19 protein-coding genes are annotated in these 15626 nt (G+C 71.1%); 6 read left to right on the plus strand and 13 right to left on the minus strand.

Annotated elements, in window-relative coordinates; genetic code table 11:
• Window positions 1–145: 145 nt before the first annotated feature.
• From AB0I88_RS10620 to AB0I88_RS10630, 3 genes are all read right to left on the minus strand, one after another.
• Complete coding sequence (locus AB0I88_RS10620; RefSeq protein ID WP_361021005.1) at window positions 146–1222, minus strand: NAD-dependent epimerase/dehydratase family protein; 1077 nt, start codon at window positions 1220–1222, stop codon at window positions 146–148.
• Between the two features lie 385 nt (window positions 1223–1607).
• On the minus strand, window positions 1608–1955 hold the full coding sequence (locus AB0I88_RS10625; RefSeq protein ID WP_361021007.1) for an Lsr2 family protein: 348 nt from the start codon (window positions 1953–1955) through the stop codon (window positions 1608–1610).
• A 780-nt stretch (window positions 1956–2735) separates the two neighbouring features.
• Window positions 2736–3287 (minus strand): hypothetical protein, encoded by a 552-nt coding sequence (locus tag AB0I88_RS10630; RefSeq protein WP_361021009.1) that lies wholly within the window; start codon window positions 3285–3287, stop codon window positions 2736–2738.
• A gap of 279 nt (window positions 3288–3566) precedes the next feature.
• On the opposite strand from AB0I88_RS10630, the gene AB0I88_RS10635 reads away from it, so the two are divergent.
• The 4 genes from AB0I88_RS10635 to AB0I88_RS10650 all read left to right on the plus strand — a co-directional run bounded on the left by AB0I88_RS10635 (window position 3567) and on the right by AB0I88_RS10650 (window position 7418).
• A complete protein-coding gene (locus tag AB0I88_RS10635; RefSeq protein WP_361021011.1) occupies window positions 3567–4289 on the plus strand; it encodes a HipA family kinase in 723 nt (240 codons plus the stop codon).
• Window positions 4286–4651 carry a DUF3037 domain-containing protein gene (locus AB0I88_RS10640; protein ID WP_361021013.1) on the plus strand — a complete coding sequence of 122 codons (366 nt, stop codon included), beginning with the start codon at window positions 4286–4288 and terminating at the stop codon, window positions 4649–4651. Before AB0I88_RS10635 ends, AB0I88_RS10640 begins: the two co-directional genes overlap by 4 nt.
• A gap of 101 nt (window positions 4652–4752) precedes the next feature.
• The gene (locus tag AB0I88_RS10645) at window positions 4753–5820 is read left to right on the plus strand and encodes an ATP-dependent DNA ligase (RefSeq protein WP_361021015.1); all 1068 of its coding nucleotides are present in this window, start codon (window positions 4753–4755) and stop codon (window positions 5818–5820) included.
• 35 nt (window positions 5821–5855) lie between these two features.
• Complete coding sequence (locus AB0I88_RS10650; protein WP_361021017.1) at window positions 5856–7418, plus strand: alpha/beta hydrolase; 1563 nt, start codon at window positions 5856–5858, stop codon at window positions 7416–7418.
• On the opposite strand, the gene AB0I88_RS10655 is transcribed toward AB0I88_RS10650, so the two are convergent.
• The 4 genes from AB0I88_RS10655 to AB0I88_RS10670 form a co-directional block, all read right to left on the minus strand.
• Window positions 7345–7830: a potassium channel family protein gene (locus AB0I88_RS10655; protein WP_361021019.1), complete on the minus strand. Its 486-nt coding sequence runs from the start codon at window positions 7828–7830 to the stop codon at window positions 7345–7347. The two genes, AB0I88_RS10650 and AB0I88_RS10655, sit on opposite strands and share 74 nt — an antisense overlap.
• A gap of 89 nt (window positions 7831–7919) precedes the next feature.
• The gene (gene ligD / locus AB0I88_RS10660; RefSeq protein ID WP_361021020.1) at window positions 7920–8939 is read right to left on the minus strand and encodes a non-homologous end-joining DNA ligase; all 1020 of its coding nucleotides are present in this window, start codon (window positions 8937–8939) and stop codon (window positions 7920–7922) included.
• 78 nt (window positions 8940–9017) lie between these two features.
• On the minus strand, window positions 9018–9644 hold the full coding sequence (locus tag AB0I88_RS10665) for a hypothetical protein (protein ID WP_361021022.1): 627 nt from the start codon (window positions 9642–9644) through the stop codon (window positions 9018–9020).
• Between the two features lie 99 nt (window positions 9645–9743).
• Window positions 9744–10232 (minus strand): hypothetical protein, encoded by a 489-nt coding sequence (locus AB0I88_RS10670; RefSeq protein ID WP_361021024.1) that lies wholly within the window; start codon window positions 10230–10232, stop codon window positions 9744–9746.
• Window positions 10233–10295: 63 nt separating this feature from the next.
• Here AB0I88_RS10670 and msrB point away from each other — a divergent pair, with 63 nt between their 5' ends.
• Window positions 10296–10694 (plus strand): peptide-methionine (R)-S-oxide reductase MsrB, encoded by a 399-nt coding sequence (gene msrB / locus AB0I88_RS10675; RefSeq protein ID WP_361021026.1) that lies wholly within the window; start codon window positions 10296–10298, stop codon window positions 10692–10694.
• Here the strand turns inward: msrB and AB0I88_RS10680 are convergent.
• The 4 genes from AB0I88_RS10680 to AB0I88_RS10695 are packed head-to-tail and all read right to left on the minus strand — an operon-like array spanning window position 10678 to window position 12897.
• Window positions 10678–11175, minus strand: coding sequence for a dihydrofolate reductase (locus AB0I88_RS10680; RefSeq protein ID WP_361021028.1), 498 nt, complete (start codon window positions 11173–11175; stop codon window positions 10678–10680). The genes msrB and AB0I88_RS10680 overlap by 17 nt on opposite strands.
• A gap of 10 nt (window positions 11176–11185) precedes the next feature.
• Complete coding sequence (locus tag AB0I88_RS10685; protein ID WP_361021030.1) at window positions 11186–11983, minus strand: thymidylate synthase; 798 nt, start codon at window positions 11981–11983, stop codon at window positions 11186–11188.
• Window positions 11984–11998: 15 nt separating this feature from the next.
• Entirely contained in the window at window positions 11999–12604 is a 606-nt protein-coding gene (gene wrbA, locus AB0I88_RS10690; RefSeq protein WP_361021032.1) for an NAD(P)H:quinone oxidoreductase, read from the minus strand.
• A 38-nt stretch (window positions 12605–12642) separates the two neighbouring features.
• A complete protein-coding gene (locus tag AB0I88_RS10695) occupies window positions 12643–12897 on the minus strand; it encodes an isoamylase early set domain-containing protein (protein WP_361021276.1) in 255 nt (84 codons plus the stop codon).
• 98 nt (window positions 12898–12995) lie between these two features.
• On the opposite strand from AB0I88_RS10695, the gene AB0I88_RS10700 reads away from it, so the two are divergent.
• Window positions 12996–13451: a GNAT family N-acetyltransferase gene (locus AB0I88_RS10700; protein ID WP_361021034.1), complete on the plus strand. Its 456-nt coding sequence runs from the start codon at window positions 12996–12998 to the stop codon at window positions 13449–13451.
• Here AB0I88_RS10700 and hemQ read toward each other — a convergent pair.
• Together hemQ and hemG are read right to left on the minus strand one after the other, a co-directional pair.
• Window positions 13448–14152, minus strand: coding sequence for a hydrogen peroxide-dependent heme synthase (gene hemQ / locus AB0I88_RS10705; RefSeq protein ID WP_361021036.1), 705 nt, complete (start codon window positions 14150–14152; stop codon window positions 13448–13450). The genes AB0I88_RS10700 and hemQ overlap by 4 nt on opposite strands.
• On the minus strand, window positions 14149–15543 hold the full coding sequence (gene hemG / locus AB0I88_RS10710; RefSeq protein ID WP_361021038.1) for a protoporphyrinogen oxidase: 1395 nt from the start codon (window positions 15541–15543) through the stop codon (window positions 14149–14151). Before hemG ends, hemQ begins: the two co-directional genes overlap by 4 nt.
• Window positions 15544–15626 lie beyond the last annotated feature (83 nt).

The raw sequence follows: 15626 nt of genomic DNA on the forward strand, positions 1-15626 counted from the left end.
CCGGCCACCCGCAGCGCCCGGCGCAGCGCCTCCCGAGCCCCGACGGTGTCGTCCTTGCCGTCCGCCAGCATCGCCAGCAGCAGCCAGGCGTCCAGTGCACCGCCGTAGGGGTGAGTGGTCCGTTTTGTGAAGGGGTCAGTAGGGGTCAGTAGGGGTCGCCGGTGCCGGGGAGGCGGCCGCGCAGCAGGCCGCCCAGACGGCCGGGACGGGTGGGATCGGCCGTCAGGGGTGGGCTGTCGGTGTGGGCGTGACCGGCCATGCCGGCGATCAGCTCGCGCAGCGCCGTGAGCGCGTCGGTCCGCGGCGCCCAGCCGAGTTCGGCGGCGGCCCGGTCGCAGCTCATCAACGGCGCTTTCAGCGCCAGGCGCACCCATCCGCGGTCCACCGGCTGCATGCGAAGGTGCCAGGTGAGCGCGGCGGCACCCTCCAGAAGCAGTCCTGGTACGGGCAGAGCGACGCCGTGGAACGCCCGCGCGACCACCTCGGCGTCGAGGACCGGCCCGGCCGCGATGTTGAACGCGCCCCGCACGTCGGCCCGCAACGCCCGCAGACAGGCGTCGGCCACGTCGTCGGCGTGCACCGCCTGCATACGGAGTCCGGGGTTGCGGGGCACCACCGGCAGCCGGCCGAACCGCAGTAGCCGGGCGGGCAGCAGCGGCCCGGCGAAGTACCGGGCGATCTCGGTGCCGGCCTCCCGCTGGAAGATCAGCCCCGGGCGCAGGCGGACGATCCGGAGCGTCGGATGGTCCGATTCGATCTCGTCGAGGATCCGTTCCACCAGCGACTTGTGCCGGCTGTACGACGACTCCTGCACCCCGGCGCGCAGCCACGTCTCGCGGACGTAGGCGTGCTTCGGGCCGGGCGCGTAGACGCCCACCGAGGAGGCGTGCACCAGCGACGGGACACCGGCCCGGAGCGCGGCCCGGAAGACGGCCCGGCTGCCGAGCACGTTGGTCCGGTAGAGCCGGCGCGGATCGTGGCTGGGCTGGATCTGCCAGGCCAGGTTCACCACGGCGCCGGCCCCGGTGAAGATCCCGGTGAGCCGGCCGGCGGCATCGTCGGACCCGACGTCGACCGAGTGCCAGTCCGGTCCGGCGTACGGCGCGGTGGGCGCGGGCGGCCGACGGGCCACTCCGGTGACCTCGATGTCGTCCTCGGCGTGGAGACGCCGCAACAGGGCGGTGCCGACGTTACCGGTGGCACCCACGATCACTACACGCATGAGTGTTCGGCTACCCCGTACGGCGGTGTTGAATCTTCGGTTATTTTCCGGCGTTTTCCGGTCCGGGGCCCGCGGATGCCCTTTTCGGGCTCGCCGGACCGGTGCCGGGGCGAAGTGCGGGCCGGTTTCCGGTCGACGCCGTTACGTCGGGCCGGTACCGTCTCATTCCCGGCCGGTTAACGCTCCTTTACCGGCAGGATTTCCCTCGGCCGGGGCGGGCTTTCCCGTCGATCGCGGCCGCCTCGTTCCCGGTCCGCTGAACCGGAATAGCGCCGAACCCGCCCGCTATCGACGCCCACCGCTGAGGTCAGAGCCCCGCCCGACCGTCCACAGGAGACGGAGCGGCGCCGCCCGGAAACCCGGACGGCGCCGCGCACCGAACGCTCTAGCGCTTGTTGTGGTAGGCCTCGACCACGTTGCTCGGGATCCGGCCCCGCTCGGAGACCGGGTAGCCGTTCTTGTTGGCCCACTCGCGAATGGCCTGATTCTGGTCGCGGCTGGAACGGCTCGACACCGTCGGGACAGCTCGCCGGGCAGTAGCCGGAACGTTGCCGTTACGACCCAGACGGGTGGCCGCGGAGAGGAACGGCTCCAAGGCTTTGCGCAGCTTACCGGCGTTCTTCTCGGACAGGTCGATGGTGTAGTTGACCCCGTCGAGACCGAATTCGACGGTGCGGTCGGCATCACCCCCGTCGAGGTCGTCGGTCAGAACGGTAATTATCTGCTTGGCCATGGTTGTTCGCTCCTACAGCGACGTTATTCGGCTGACGCTCGCGCCGGTCCTGGCCGCGAATGGTCGTCGTCGCATTCATTCTGTCGTCATGGCGGTGGCCAGTGCAAATTGCCCGTTCTGGCATGTCGCAATTGCCGGGCCATCAAGCCGTCGGCCGGGAGGTCTTTTCAGGCCCGCGAATATGCGGTAACGTCCGTCGTGGGAGCGCTCCCAGGCAGCCATCCCCCACGATGGCCCACAGACCCGAGCCGCCTCGTCGCCGATCCTCCGGTGCCGGGGCGGTTCGCCGTTTCCCGGCCCATGATCGGACCATACTGCCACGCGATCCGATCACGCGCCGCGCGCCTCCCCCGGCCCTTGATCCGCCCACGACCGCACGGCCGGCGCTGAGCGCCGCCTCGCTGCGTCTGTTGCAGCACCCACGACCAGCCAGAACCACAAAGCCGGCGCTGAACGCCGCCCCGAAGCGCTCGAGACAACACCTACCAACCAGAACCACACAGCCGGCACTGAACGCCGCCCCGGAACGCTCGAGACAACACCCACCAACAGCCGAACAGGAACAGCCAATGTTCGGACAATCCCCTCGGCGAGGACTGTTTGCGGGGCTTGAGCGGTCGGTCGCCCGCTCACGTGCCGGATCGCGCTGGTTGCCGCGACCGGCCGATCACCGTGAACCCGCATCGCCTCCCGTGGCGAGCGTGCCGCCGACGGGCCGGCGCCGAATGTCTCCTCCGGCAGGCTTCGGCGCCGGGCCCGCCCTGGACGGTGGCCGCTTGCTCAGGCCTCCGGGCCCCGGCGGCGGAGCTCGTCGACCTGGGTCATCGCCGCGCGGAGCTCGCCCAGCCACTCCTCGGTGTGCCGGCCGACCAGCTTCACGCACCAGGCCAGCGCCTCCGAACGGGAACGGGCCACACCGGCGTCGACCAGGGTGTCGAGGACCTGGCGCTCGGGTTGCCGCAGCCGGGTCATCACCGGCGCGGACAGGTGGGTGAAGAGCTCCGAGGCGTCCCCGCATCGGGCACCCCAGGCGACCTTGCGCTGGTAGCGGTGCTCGACCTGGCGGGCGACCCGGATCCGTGCCTCCCGGGTGTCCTCCCGGAACTGGGCGATCCGCCCGGCCTGACCGGCGGCCCGGTCGGCATCGGTGGCGTCCTCCGGCAGGTCGGGGCGGGGCAGCCGCCCCCAAATGATGATCTCGTCGCGGTCGATGACGACCTCGGGGGCCTCGGTGAACCAGCCGTCGGGAACCGCGCCGGTGATCCAGGCGGCGGCGTCGTCGGCGCTGGGCGGCTCGGAGCGGCCACCGGGCGGAGCGAAACGGACTCGCATGACTACCTCCCTCGCTTACCTGATTACATGCTTACAACCTTTCAGCGAACTCTGCCAGTGCTCGGCGAGGGATTCCCGCGAGCGATCACGCGGAGCCCTACGTGCGTGCCGTCCGGCGCATCCGGGCCTCGAGCGCGGGGCCGGGTGAGGGGGCGCTCAAGCCCGGCGGTCGCGCTGCGGCCGGGACGTGGGCAGGGGCAGGCGTGGAGCGGGCGGGACGGTCCGGGTTCGGCGGGGCGGCGCACCGCGTACGAAATCGTGGTCCGTAGGGTGAGTGGCGTGTTGCGTGAGGTCACCGCCATCCGTTATGTGACGCCCTTGCGGGAGGGTGGGTCGTTGCCCGGCATCGTCGAGACCGACGATTTCGGGACCTATGTCGTCAAGTTTCGCGGGGCGGGTCAGGGGCCGCGTGCGCTGGTGGCCGAGGTGATCGCCGGGGAGCTGGCGCGGCGGCTCGGGTTGCCGGTGCCGGAGCTGGCCCGGGTGGAGCTGGATCCGGTGGTGGCGCGGGCGGAGCCGGACGAGGAGGTCCAGGAGCTGATCAAGGCCAGCGCCGGGGGCAACCTGGGGATGGATTTCCTGCCGGGCTCGCTCGGGTACGACCCGGTGGCGCACCCGGTGGATGCCGGGCTGGCGAGCCGGGTGATCGCCTTCGACGCGTTCGTGGAGAACGTGGACCGCAGCTGGCGCAATCCGAACCTGCTGATCTGGCACGGCGAGCTGTGGCTGATCGATCATGGGGCGACGCTCTACTTCCACCACAACTGGCCGCGCGCCGAGCAGGTGGTGAACCGGCCCTACCGGTGGGACGACCACGTGCTGAGGCCCTTCGCGCACGAGCTGGCGGCCGAGGGCCCGGCGCTGGCCGCGCGGATCACGCCGGAACTGCTGGCCGAGGTGATCGCCATGGTGCCCCAGGAGTGGCTGGAGAACGGCGACCGGGCCGCCTATCTGAGTCATCTGTCGCGCCGGGCCGAGCGGCCGGAGGCGTGGCTGCCGTGATCCCCTACGAGTACGCGGTCATCCAGGCGATGCCCCGGGTCGAGCGCGGGGAGCTGATCAACGTCGGGGTGCTGCTCTACTGCCAGCGGCACGATTTCCTGTCGGCGCGGACGCACCTGGACGAGTCCCGGCTGCGGTCGCTGGACCCGTCGGCCGATGTGGCGGCGATCCGGGCGGCGCTGGACGCCTGGGACCGGACGTGCGCGGGTGGCGGGGCCGCCGAGCACATGCGGCTGGGTGAGCGGTTCCGCTGGCTGGTGGCGCCGCGGAGCACGATCCTGCGGGCCGGGCCGGTCCACATGGGCCTGACCGCCGATCCGAAGGCCGAGCTGACCAGACTGGTGGAGCTGCTCGTCCGCTGACGGCGCCGGCGCGGGCCGGAGGAACGGACTCGGTCCGCGGGGAGCGGGCTCCGTCCGTTGATGGGGCAGCCGGCGCGGGCCGGAGGGGGCAGACTGATCGGATGCAGCTCCCGCTGAACCCGCCGGTCAAGCCGATGCTCGCCAAGCCCGTCGCGGAGATCCCGCCCGGTCAGCTCTACGAGCCCAAATGGGACGGATTCCGGTCGATCGTCTTCCGCGACGGCGACGAGGTGGAGATCGGCAGCCGCAACGAGAAGCCGATGACCCGCTATTTTCCCGAGGTGGTCGCCGCGGTGCTGGCGAACTTCCCGGAGCGGGTGGTGATCGACGGCGAGGTGATCGTCGCCGACACCGAGCGCAACACGCTGGATTTCGAGGCGCTCCAGCAGCGCATCCATCCGGCGGCCAGCCGGGTCACGCTGCTGTCCGAGCAGACTCCGGCGAGTTTCGTGGCGTTCGATCTGCTGGCGCTCGGCGACGAGGATCTGACCGAGCTGCCGTTCAGCGAGCGCCGTGCCCGTCTGAGCGGGATTCTCGGGAACGCCGAACCTCCGGTGTACGTGACGCCGGCGACCGACGATCTGGAGACGGCCCGCCGGTGGTTCGCCGAGTTCGAGGGCGCCGGCCTGGACGGGTTGATCGCGAAGGGCCGTGATCTGACGTACCAGCCGGACAAACGGGTGATGTCGAAGATCAAGCACAAGCGGACGGCGGACTGTGTGGTGGCCGGCTATCGGGTGCACAAGTCGGCCGAGAACCGGATCGGGTCGCTGCTGCTCGGGCTGCACGACGACCGCGGTGTCCTGGTGAGTGTCGGGGTGATCGGCTCGTTCCCGATGAAGGTGCGCGAGGAGCTGTTCGCGGAGTTGCAGCCGCTGGTCACCACGTTCGAGGGACATCCGTGGAACTGGGCGGCGCACGAGCAGGGCGAGCGCACCCCCCGGAAGAACGAGGTGAGCAGGTGGAACGCGGGCAAGGACCTGTCGTTCACGCCGTTGCGCCCGGAACGGGTGGTCGAGGTCCGCTACGACTACATGGAGGGCCTCCGGTTCCGGCACACCGCCCAATTCGAACGGTGGCGGCCTGACCGGGACCCGCTGACCTGCACGTACGAGCAGTTGGAGCGCCCGGTGCGGTTCGAGCTGGCCGAGGTGCTCACCAGCCGCTGAGGGCCGTCCGGGCATCGACCGGATAGGGTCGGTGCGTGGATCGTCGCTCACGCCTGGCCGTCGCAGCCCTCGCCGTCCTGGTCACGGCCACCGGCTGCACCCTGCCGTCGTTCGCGCCGGAGGGGGCGGGCGCGCCGGCCCGCTCGGGCGCCGGCACGTCCGAGTCCGCCCCGGCGGGTTCGGTGGCATGGCGGGCCTGCCCCGAGGTGCCACGGGACCTGGTGGGCCGGTCCGCTCCCGGGATGGTCTACGAGTGCGGCACGGTTCAGGTGCCGGAGGACTGGGCCCAGCCGGGCGCCGCGGAGAAGTACGACATCTCGCTCATCCGGATCCGGTCCGAGAAGCAGCGCGACCGGATCGGCTCGCTGCTGCTCAACCCGGGCGGCCCGGGTGGCTCGGGCGTCGACCTGGCGGTCTATCTGTCGTTCGGCGAGGCGCTCGGCGGTCTGCCCACCGAGATCACCAACCGGTTCGACATCGTCGGCTTCGACCCGCGCGGGGTGAGCCGGTCCAGCCCGGTCAAGTGCATCGCCCCGAAGGATCAGGACGCCAGCTTCGCGGCCGACCCGGACCCGGTGAGCCAGGCCGAGTTCGACGCGGTGGCGGCGATCAACAAGAAGGTCGCCGACGGTTGCGCGACGAAGTACGGCGACGATCTGACCGACTTCTCCACCGAGCAGGCCGCCCGCGACCTCGACGCGCTGCGTGCCGCGGTCGGCGACGAGAAGCTCACCTACCTGGGGTATTCGTACGGCACGTTGCTCGGCGCCACCTATGCGCAGCTGTTCCCGAAGAATGTGCGGGCGCTGGTGCTGGACGGTGCGGTCGACCCGACGGAGACCTTCGCGCAGGGTTCGGAGCAGCAGGCCAAGGGCTTCGAGCGGGCGTTCACCAATTTCACGAAGTGGTGTTCGGAGAATTCGGGCCGCTGCCCGATCGCGCCGGACGCCCGGGGCGCCGTGACCGACGCGCTCGCCAAGGCGGAGACGTCGCCGGTGCGCGGGCCGGACGGGCGGGACGCCACGGCGGGCTGGGTGTTCCTGGGGCTGATCTCGTCGCTCTACACCGAGCAGGGCTGGACCGACCTGGCCAACGCGATCGACGATCTCCAGGCCGGTGACGCCACCGGCATCTTCAAGCTCGCCGATCAGTACGCCGAACGCGAACCGGACGGCACCTACTCCAACCTGTTCGACGCCAACCTGACGGTGAACTGCACGGACAACGAGAAGGCGCCGGGCGTCGAGGAGATCCGCCGGCTGCAGAACGAGTGGCGGACCAGGTACCCGCTGTTCGGCGCGGCGCTGGCGGTCGGGATGCTGCCGTGCGCGTACTGGGGTGGAGGGCGGGACCCGTACCCGGCCGGCAAGGCGGAGGGTGCGCCGCCGATCCTGGTGGTGGGCACGACCGGTGACCCGGCGACGCCGTACGAGAACACCGCCGATCTGGCGAACATGCTCGGTGTCGGCCAGGTGCTCACCTGGGAGGGTGAGGGGCACACCGCCTACCCGTCGACCGAGTGCATCAAGGACGCGGTGGACGGTTACCTGCTGGATCTGAAGATGCCGGCGGAGGGTCTGCGCTGTCCTCCGAAGTGATCACTCCCTGACGGACGGCCAGTTCCTCCAGCAGTGTCCGTACACGCCGGAGGTTGTCTTTGAGCTCCTCCTGCTCCTCGTGGCGGAAGGCGTCGGTGTCGACGATCAGCTTGCTGGCGAAGTGGGCCGTGATCAGCGGGATGACCAGCAGCACCATGACCGAGATGAGGATGCCGGCCATCACGCGGGCCTGCCACGTCTTGGGTGAGATGTCGCCGTAGCCGACCGTGGACGCGGTGACGACGGCCCACCAGATCGAGTCGCCGAACGTGGTGTCCTCCTCGAAGTGGTCGTACAGGGTGGCGCAGATGACGATCAGCATCGAGTACGACAGGAGCAGGGTCTTCGGCGAGTTGGCGAGCCAGACCACCGCGCGATAGACGAGTCTCGGCAGCGTGAGCAGCGCGTGCATGTGGTCATGGTGCCCGAGGTGAGCGGTCCGCGACAGCCCGTGACCGGCATTCGATCATGCGAGTCCGGGTCGCCGCCCGTGCCGGGTCCTCAGCGCTTCAGGTCGCGGTCCTTGGACGGCTGCACCCGTTTCGGCTCGCCCGGCATCTTCGGGTGGTCGGGCGGGTAGGGCAGGTCGCCGAGCCCGTCCCGTTCGTCGCGCTCCACCCACTCCAGCAGCGGGGTCAGGTCGTGGGCCACGTCGTCGATGCCGGAGTGCGGGTCACCGTCGCGGGCCAACCGGGCCGGCACGGTCTTCAGGTCGAAGTCGTCCGGTTCGGCGTCGGTCAGCTCGGCCCAGGTGACGGGGGTGGAGACGGTGGCCCGGGCGTTGGCGCGCAGCGAGTAGGCGCAGGCGATGGTGCGGTCCCGGGCCATCTGGTTGTAGTCGAGGAACACCCGTTCGCCGCGCTCCTCCTTCCACCAGGAGGTGGTGATGCCGGCCGGGTTGCGGCGCTCCACCTCGCGGGCCAGGGCGATGGCCGCCCGGCGCACGTCGATGAACGACCAGCGTGGCTCGATCCGCACGTAGACGTGCACGCCACGGCCGCCGGACGTCTTCGGGTAGCCGGTCCAGCCGAGGTCGGCGAGGACCTCACGGACCACGCCTGCGGTGGCGACCACGTCGGTGAAGCCGGTGCCGGGTTGCGGGTCGAGGTCGATGCGCAGTTCGTCGGGCTCGTCCGGGGCGGCGGCGCGGACCGGCCAGGGGTGGAAGACCACGGTGCCCATCTGGGCGGCCCAGGCCACGTGGGCCAGGTCTGCCGGGCTGAGCTCGTCGGCCGTACGCATGCTCGGGAATTTGATCTGTGCGGTCCGGATCCAGTCGGGGACGCCGCGGGTGGGGATCCGCTTCTGGAAGAACATCTCGCCCTCGATGCCGTCCGGGAAGCGCTGCAGCGTGGTGGGGCGGTCGCGGAGGGCACGCAGGATGCCGTCGCCGACGGCCAGGTAGTACTCGAAGACGTCCCGTTTGGTGAACCCGCGCTGCGGGAAGATCATCTTGTCCGGGCTGCTCAGGCGCACGGTGTGGCCGGCGATCTCGTGCTCTTCCGCGGCGGCTTTCGGCATGTCCTTCACCCTATGCGCCGGGACGCGGGAAGGCCGCCCGGCGAACCGGACGGCCTCCTACCGCTTTATAGCGATATTTCAGGCGTTGCGGCGACGGCGGGTGTACCAGACGGCCGCGGCGCCACCGGCCACCATCAGGCCACCGAGGGCCAGCGTGCCGCCGAGGGGCGCGCCGGTCAGCGGGAGGGTGCCGCCGGAGCTGACCCCCGCGCCCGCGGTGGTACGGGTCGGAGCGGGCGTGGCGGTCTCGGAGCTGACCCCGGCCGGCGGGACCGAGTTGACGTTGCCGGTCGGCACGCTCGGGCTCGGGCTGGGCGCCGGGCTCTCGCCGCCGTAGCCGGGCTTGCCGCGGGTCGGTGTGGTGGCGGTGGCCGTGGTGGGCACCGCCTTGACGGTGGCGGTGGTCTTGGCCGGGCGGGCCGTGGGCGGCGTGGTGGCGTTGTCGCCCGGTCCGGCCGGTGACTCGGTCACGCTGGCGCCGTACCCGGCGTTCCCTCGCTGGTCACCCGGATCAGGGCTCGGCGCCACGACCGCGTGACCGGCTTTTCCGGCGAGGTCGGTGACCGCCGCGGCGGAGGTGGCGCCGCGGGCGAGAGCGGGGAAGGCAGTGGCCGCCGCGGCGGGCGTGGCACCGAGGGCGAGAGCGGCGAGGACAGTGGCGCCGACCGCGGGAAGACCAGCGGCCAGCCGACGCGAAAAGCTCATGAGGAGTATCCGTTCTGTTGCTGAAGGTACGGTTCCATGGTCGCACGGGAGCTTAACGGTAATTGCCCGTTTTACCCGCAAACACCCCCCGGCGGGTCTTCAGCTAGGAAGACCACCGAATCGGTGACTCCGCCACAAATGAGACAACGCGAACACCTTGAGTTCGAACTGCGGGTCAGCCGCGAACAATCCCCCGCTGTACGGGGCGTGCAACTGCACGCTGGCCCCGGTGTCCAGGTAGACGGAGACCACACAACGGCGCCCACGCCGTTCGGCGCGCAGATCCACCACCCGGCTCCAGGGCGCCTCACCCTCCTCGAACACGGACGAGGTACGGATGCCGCCGGCGCCCACCTCGACACCGGTACGCCGCCCGGCCACCAGACCGGCGACCGCACCGAGCAGCAGCGGCCCGGCGATCAGCACGAGCCACACCCAGCCCGGCGGGCCGCCCCGCCCGGGCCAGGCCAGAGCCACGATCACCCCCGCCGTGACACTCGCCACCGCGCTCACCGCGCCGAGGTAGAGACCATGGCCGAGCACCTGCTGCCAGGTCGGCCGGAACGTCGCCGGGGATGCACCTTCCATGACCTCTCAACCGGCGCGATCACCACCTCCGGCGCACGCCACGTGCGACGTACGGTGGATGGCATGACAACCGATCTACCCACGACCGAGGACGAGTGGCGGATCCGCCTCTCCCCGGACGAGTTCCGGGTGCTCCGCGAGGCCGGCACCGAAGCGCCGTGGAGCGGCGAGTACGTCGACACCAAGACGCCGGGTGTCTACGACTGCCGGGCCTGCGGCGCCCGGCTCTACCCGAGCGACACCAAGTTCGACAGTCACTGCGGATGGCCGTCCTTCGACGACGCCATCCCGGGCGCGGTCAAGGAGATCGACGACCGCAGCCACGGGATGGTGCGCACCGAGATCCGGTGCGCCAACTGCGACTCACACCTGGGTCACGTGTTCCGGGGCGAGGGCTTCACCCCGAAGAACACGCGGCACTGCGTGAACAGCCTGTCGATCCGGCTCACGCCCGGGAAGTGAGCTCCGTCCGGGTGAGCTCCGTCCGGGTGAGGTCCTCGACCACGTAGGTGACACCGTTCGGCGCCCGGACCTCGGTGGCGCTCGCGACCTGCCAGTCGTCTCCGAGCTCCGGCGCGAACGCGTCCCCCGGTACGGCGATGTCGATCCTGGTACGCACGATGTGCCCGGCCCGCGGAAGGAAGGCGGCGTAGACCTCGGCACCGCCCATCACCCAGAAGTCGTCGTGTCCCACCTCGTCGAGGGAGTGCGCCACCGTGGCGCCCGCCGCCGCCCAGGACGGATCCCGGGTGAGGACGATGTTCTCCCGGCCCGGCAGCGGCCGCTTCGGCAGCGACTCCCAGGTGAGGCGGCCCATCACCACGGGCGCGCCCATGGTCCGCTCCTTGAAGACGGCCTGCTCCCCCGGCACCCGCCAGGGGATCGTGTTGCCGGCCCCGATCACGCGCCCCCGGGCCTCCGCCCAGATCATGTGGACCGTCATGCCCGGCCGGTCACACCGCGACCGGGGCCGGGATCAGCGGATGATGCCGGTAGCCGGCCACCGTGAAGTCGGCGAACTCGTGATCGAACAGGCTCGGGCGGGGCTTGATCTCGAGCGCCGGGAACGGGTAGGGCTCCCGGGCGATCTGCTCCTTCACCTGCTCGACGTGGTTGTTGTAGATGTGCACGTCACCGCCGACCCAGATCAGGTCACCCGGCTCCAGGCCCACCTGGGCGGCGATCATCATGGTGAGCAGCGAGTAGCTGGCGATGTTGAACGGCACACCCAGGAACAGGTCGGCACTGCGCTGGTAGACCTGGCAGGACAGCCGGCCGTCGGCCACGTAGAACTGGAACAGCACGTGACAGGGTGCGAGGGCCATGTCCGGGATCTCCGACACGTTCCAGGCCGAGACGATGTTCCGCCGCGAGTCCGGGTCGTTGCGCAGCGTCTCGACGACCTGCGTGATCTGGTCCACGTCACCGGCCGGTGTGGGCCAGGACCGCCACTGCTTGCCGTAGACCGGTCCCAGCTCACCGTCGGGCGACGCCCACTCGTCCCAGATGGTGACACCCTGCTCCCGCAGCCAGGCGACGTTGGTGTCCCCGCGCAGGAACCAGAGCAACTCGACCGCGATCGACTTGAAGTGCACCCGCTTCGTGGTGATCAGCGGGAATCCCCGGGAGAGGTCGTAACGCAGGCGCTCCCCGAACAGGCTGAGCGTGCCGGTCCCGGTCCGGTCGCCCTTCGGCGTGCCGGTCTGGAGCACCCGCCGGAGCAGGTCTTCGAATTGCGTGTCGACGGCCATCCCAGCACCGTACCGTCAGGCGCGCAGCCGCCCGCCGATGGTGACGACGCGCCGCGCCAGGTGTTCCAGGGCGGCGTGCTGGACCTCGGTGAGCGGGGCGTCGTTGCTGCCGCCGGTGACGTGCGAGACCCCGTACGGGTTGCCGTCGGCGAACTTGAGCGGGTCGGTGTAGCCGGGCGCCACCACCACGCCACCGAAGTGGTGGATCGTGTTGTAGAGGGCCAGCAGGGTCGACTCCTGGCCGCCGTGTTCGGTCATCGACGCGGTGAACCCGGCGTACGCCTTGTTCGCCAGCAGACCCTGCGCCCACTGCGGGCCGAGCGTGTCGATGAACTGCTTGAGCTGGCTCGTCACGTTGCCGTACCGGGTGGGTGTGCCGAAGAGCACCGCGTCGGCCCACACCACGTCGTCGGCGACCGCCCTCGGCTCGTCCTTGGTCAGGTCGTGGTGCCGGCTCCAGGCGGCGTTGGAGGCGATCGCCTCGGCCGGCGCCAGCTCGGGCACCTGGCGCAGCCGCACCTCGGCGCCCGCCTTCTCACCCGCCTCGGCGAGCCGCTGCGCCATCGTGTGAATGGTGCCCGTGGACGAGTAGTAGATGATCGCCAGCTTTACGTCAGCCATGCGTCAAGCAGATCTTCCCGCAGGCCCGGCCGGACCGCTTATAGATGAAGTTCGCTGCCGTCCTCGTCGTCGAGCCACACGCCGCCGGTGGCCAGGTAACGGAACTTGTAGTGGCCCGGGTCGAGAGGCACGCTCACCGTACGGGTGCCGTTGCGGCGCACCTGGAGCTCGTGCGTGCCGGGCCGCCAGTCGTTGAAGTCACCCACCACGCTGACCCGGCCGGGCGGCTCGCCGGCCGGGAGGCAGAAGGTCACCCGGGTCTTGTTGCCGAACAGTCTGCTGCGTTTGATCATGACGTCCTCCAGCCTAGCCCTGGTCATCGGGGGAGGCCCGGCTCCCCGAGAACCGGAGCTACCCGGTACAACGTCGGACGGCCGCGTATGTTGTGCCGGTGCATCCCGAACCTCACGACGAGCTGCGGGTGGCGTCCTTCCGCGACCTGGACACCACCACCCTCTACGAAATCCTCAAGCTGCGCAGCGAGGTCTTCGTGGTCGAGCAGGAATGCCCCTACCTCGACCCGGACGGACGGGACGCCGAACCCGGAACCCGGCACGTGTGGTTCGCTCAGGGCAAACACGTGCGGGCCTACCTGCGGATCCTCAGCGACCACGGGGTGGAGCGCATCGGCCGGGTGGTGACCGCGCCGGACGCCCGCGGCGCCGGACTGGCCGGGCGGCTCGTCGAGGAGGCCCTGCGCGTGATCGGCAACCGGCCGGCCGCGCTCGACGCCCAGGCGCACCTCGCCGGTTTCTACGCGAGGTACGGCTTCGAGACGACCGGCCCGGAGTTCCTGGAGGACGGCATCCCCCACGTACCGATGGCCAGGCTCTGTCACGGAACCTAGGGAAGATTCGCCACCAGTTCGGTGACCGAGCGGCGGCGGCCGGTGTAGAACGGGACCTCCTCGCGCACGTGCAGCCGCGCCTTCGAAGCCCGCAGGTCACGCATCAGGTCGACGATCCGGTGCAGCTCGTCGGCCTCGAAGGCGAGCATCCACTCGTAGTCGCCGAGCGCGAACGACGCGACCGTGTTGGCGCGCACGTCCGGGTACGGCCGGGCCATCTGGCCGTGCTCGGCGAGCATGGCACGGCGCTCCTCGTCGGGCAGCACGTACCAGTCGTAGGAGCGGACGAACGGGTAGACGCACAGGTAGGCGCGAGGGTCCTCACCGGCCAGGAAGGCCGGCAGGTGGCTGCGGTTGAACTCGGCCGGCCGGTGCAGCGCCATCTGCGACCAGACCGGCGCCAGGTGGCGGCCCAGCGCGGTCCGGCGGAACAGCCCGTAGGCGTCCTGAAGCGCGTCCGGCGAGCCGGAATGCCACCACACCATGATGTCGGCGTCGGCGCGCAGACCGGCCACGTCGTAGGTGCCACGGATCGTCACGTCCTTGCCGGCCAACTGCTCGAAGAGCGCGTCCACCTCGCCGGCCACCTCGTCGCGGAGCGTGGGCAGCGGAGCGGACACCCGGAACACCGACCACATGGTGTAGCGGATGGTCGCGTTCAGCTCGTTGATCCGCGCCGCGTTGGTCTGCTGTTCGCTCATGAGATCTCCTTCAGGAAAGTGCTCACATCATCCGCGGCGCGCTCGCCGCTGGCCACGCACACCGGGATGCCGACACCGTCGAACGCCGCGCCCGCCAGCGCCAGCCCCTCCGGCAGCCCGGCCCGCGCCGCGCCGACCCGGTCGGTGTGACCCGGCGCGTACTGCGGCAGGCCGCCACCCCACCGCTGCACCCACGCCCCGTCCGGCGCCGGAAGCTCCACATCGAGCAGGCCGCTCAGCTCCCGGTGGGCCACCTCCAGCAGGGAGGCGTCGTCCTGCTGGAGCCGCTCCTGCTCGCCGGACCGGCCGAGCGACACCCGCACGATCACCGGGCCGCCCTCGCGGGCCAGGTGCGGCCACTTGGTGGTGAAGAACGTGGCGGCCTTCACCATGGTGCCCTCGCCGGGCGGCACCAGGAAACCGGAGAGGTCCGGCAGGGCGGTCCCGGCCGGCAGGGCCATCGCGGCGAGCGCGACGCTCGCGTACTCCAGGGCGGCGATCGCGGCGGCCGGCTCCGGCGCCACCTCGCTCAGCAGCCGCGCCGCCGGCTTCGCCGGAACCGCGAGGATCACCGCGTCGAACTCCTCGGTCCGCGGCGCCGGCACCGGCCCGGAGACCAACAGCCAAGACCCGTTCCCGGTACGCGTGAGCTCCCGCACCGGCGCACCCGCGCTGATCCGTGCCCCGCTCGCCACCGCGGCGGCCTCGACCAGCCGGCTCATCCCGCCCTCCACGGTCGCGAAGACCGGCCGCCCGGGAACCCGGCGACCACCCGCCTGGGCGGCCCGGACCGCGGCCCGCAGCGTGTGCTCGGTCTCCGCGGTGCGGGCCAGTTGCGGCATGGTGACCCGCAGGGACAGCTCGTCGGCACGGCCCGCGTAGACGCCGCCGAGCATCGGGTCGACCAGCCGGTCCACGACCTCGTCGCCGTACCGCTGCCGGACCAGCGCGCCGACCGCCACGTCCTCGCCGGGCGCCAGCAGCGGGCGGCCGGTGTCCCGGTCCGCGTCGCTCGTGGGCCGCGCCACACCGTCCAGCGTGGACAGGTCACCGGGGACGCCGACAAGCGTCCCGCCGGGAATCGGGGCGAGGCGGCCACCGAAGGCCAGCGCCGCGGGGCGGGCCGCCGGATGCGCCAGAGCGTCGCCGAGGCCGACCCGGCGGGCCAGGGCCACCGCCGCGGACTCACCGCCGTCCGGCCCACCGTTCAGGAACGACTCGGCGCCCCGCTCGACCACCCGTCCACCGAGCTCGCCGGTCCGGAGCTTGCCGCCCAGGGTGCCGGCCTGCTCGAACACCACGACCTCGGCGCCCGCGTGGACATCCCGCAGGCGCACGGCGGCCGCCAGGCCGGCGATACCGCCACCGATGACCGCGATCCGCTTCCGCACGCTTCACACACTCCCAGGTCCCAGCGGACCCCGGCCAGTGGGGTCCGCGTCTGTGACGCGAGCCTTCCGCGACCCGGCCCGAC

It is taken from the genome of Actinoplanes sp. NPDC049802, from assembly GCF_040656595.1.
GTDB lineage: Bacteria > Actinomycetota > Actinomycetes > Mycobacteriales > Micromonosporaceae > Actinoplanes.